Here is a 1,868-nt window from a genome sequence, read left to right as displayed (position 1 = left end):
TTAGCAATTTTCATGACAAAGGAAATGTCAAGTTGAAGCACTTGTTAGCTGTTCTTTATTCAATGATCACTTTAATTTTTTCAAGCACTTCATCGACAATTTCTTCTTTAGATTTTTCTACATATTCTATATTTCTTGTTTTCCAATCTAGACTTTTTATTTGATCACTTAGTATACATCCATTTATTTTTTTCCCAAAGATTTTAACTTCAAATGGATATCCTTTGGTTTTGCTAGTAATAGGGCAGAAAATTCCTAAGCCAATTTTTTCATTATATTTTTCATGAGATAGAACTAATGCTGGTCGCCGGCCTCTTTGTTCATGGCCTAATTGCGGGTTAAAATCTAACCAGACAATATCGCCTCTATTGGGGATGTATGTTTTTTTTACCACTCTTCATTCCCAACTGATTTACCGGTTTCCACGGATTCGTGTAGATTTTCAGTAGTTACTTTTGATAATAACTCGTCCAGGGTATTTTTTTTAGGTACAATAACTAATTTGCCGTCTACTTCTGAAATTTCTACAGTACTTCCGTTTTTTAGTTCTAGATCTTTTGTGTATAAAGCTGGAATCCGAATCCCTAAACTATTACCCCATTTTTGTATCACAGTTTGCATTCCTTGCCTCCTTAGGAAAGTATATCCAATGTATATTTACTTTGCAAGTATACAATGTATAAACTAAACGTGACAGCTGTGCATTTCTATTTAAATTCTTAAGCTCGCGAAGCGAGTCCAGCTAACGACCGCATAACGCGTGAGCACGGCCCGAAGGGCTTGGCATGTGTTCTTGCGAATGCAAGAACCATGACAAAGTGCGAATCGCGTTGATGCGATTGTTATATTGTTGCTAATAAATGATTTATATAATTGTTGCCAATATCCTTTTTTATTTAAAAGTTTACAAGAGGTAAAATAAAATTTACACAGGTGTCTTGCCATTGGGATCCTGGATATACATCATTTATAATAATTTCAAATTCCGAGGTTGACTCTGGGAGATTCACTATTTGCAGGGATGGTGTATCCTCAAGTTCAACTGTAAAATCAAAAAATGGATTCTCGGATATTATTCGAATTTCACGTAATCTTGAATTCCTGGTATAGAGTGAGGGATTTTCGAAAGAGACAAAGCCATTTGAAACGATAAAAGCTTGAATAGCTACATTACTTCTCCTTCCTTTGATTGATACGGACTCACCTATACCTTGTCCCGACACTCCTTCAACCCAGGGACGTCGTAATTCCAAATCACCAAGATTACTTGCTAAATATTGGGTTGTACCTTCTGTCAAGCTTGAGGAAGAAGAATATATTATCCCAGTTTCAATTCTCATTTTTGTATCGAATATATCCTGAAAGCCTCTTGAGGAACCCAGAGGTGTACTAAAATCATCATTGTAGATGTACATGAATTCACCAGTATTATCTGTTAATACTAGCCATCGTTGATTTGGTTCTTTTATTAAGTATGGTAGATCATCTCGATTTACACTTTCAAAAGAGAATTCGATGAACGGGACTTTATTCATTTCTTCATAAAAATATGGCGTTGAATAAGTAGATGAGCCCAAACCAGGATTATTATCCCCGTATTTGAATATTTCTTCCTCAGTAAAGAATAGCCATTCATAATGACTTGGTGTGATCGCTACCCCTTTTAGTTGATCCGAAAAAATGTGCGAATAAGATAATATAAGCAGCAACATTAAAGTTGAAAATATTCTCATAATCTGTACCTATCCTTTATTAATCCGACATAAGTTGGCTGAATATTGACAATCAATATAACATTTGCTTAACTTGCATTTCCGGGTAGTGTACAATTCTTTCTGTAAAAGTGCTCTCTGTAAGGGGGCTTGAAA

General features: G+C 35.1%; 3 protein-coding genes. All 3 read right to left on the bottom strand.

Features of this window, described 5'->3' with window-relative positions; all coding sequences use genetic code 11:
* Positions 1-55: 55 nt before the first annotated feature.
* The 3 genes from mazF to DC28_RS16330 all read right to left on the bottom strand — a co-directional run bounded on the left by mazF (position 56) and on the right by DC28_RS16330 (position 1,733).
* Positions 56-394 carry an endoribonuclease MazF gene (mazF, locus tag DC28_RS00530; RefSeq protein WP_037544567.1) on the bottom strand — a complete coding sequence of 113 codons (339 nt, stop codon included), beginning with the start codon at positions 392-394 and terminating at the stop codon, positions 56-58.
* Positions 388-621 carry an AbrB/MazE/SpoVT family DNA-binding domain-containing protein gene (locus DC28_RS00525; RefSeq protein ID WP_037544565.1) on the bottom strand — a complete coding sequence of 78 codons (234 nt, stop codon included), beginning with the start codon at positions 619-621 and terminating at the stop codon, positions 388-390. Before DC28_RS00525 ends, mazF begins: the two co-directional genes overlap by 7 nt.
* Before the next feature lie 275 nt (positions 622-896).
* On the bottom strand, positions 897-1,733 hold the full coding sequence (locus DC28_RS16330; protein ID WP_156104517.1) for an NADase-type glycan-binding domain-containing protein: 837 nt from the start codon (positions 1,731-1,733) through the stop codon (positions 897-899).
* Positions 1,734-1,868 lie beyond the last annotated feature (135 nt).

The sequence above is a fragment of the Spirochaeta lutea genome (assembly GCF_000758165.1).
In the GTDB taxonomy this organism is placed as follows: Bacteria; Spirochaetota; Spirochaetia; order DSM-27196; family Salinispiraceae; genus Spirochaeta_D; species Spirochaeta_D lutea.
The sequence above is the reverse complement of the archived record's forward strand: the minus strand, read 5'-3'. Positions and strand labels throughout refer to the sequence as shown.

What these genes read in the sequence shown, in the direction of transcription:
- DC28_RS16330 (WP_156104517.1), bottom strand. Translation starts at nt 1,733, where the DNA reads ATGAGAATATTTTCAACTTTAATGTTGCTGCTTATATTATCTTATTCG.
- DC28_RS00525 (WP_037544565.1), bottom strand. Translation starts at nt 621, where the DNA reads ATGCAAACTGTGATACAAAAATGGGGTAATAGTTTAGGGATTCGGATT.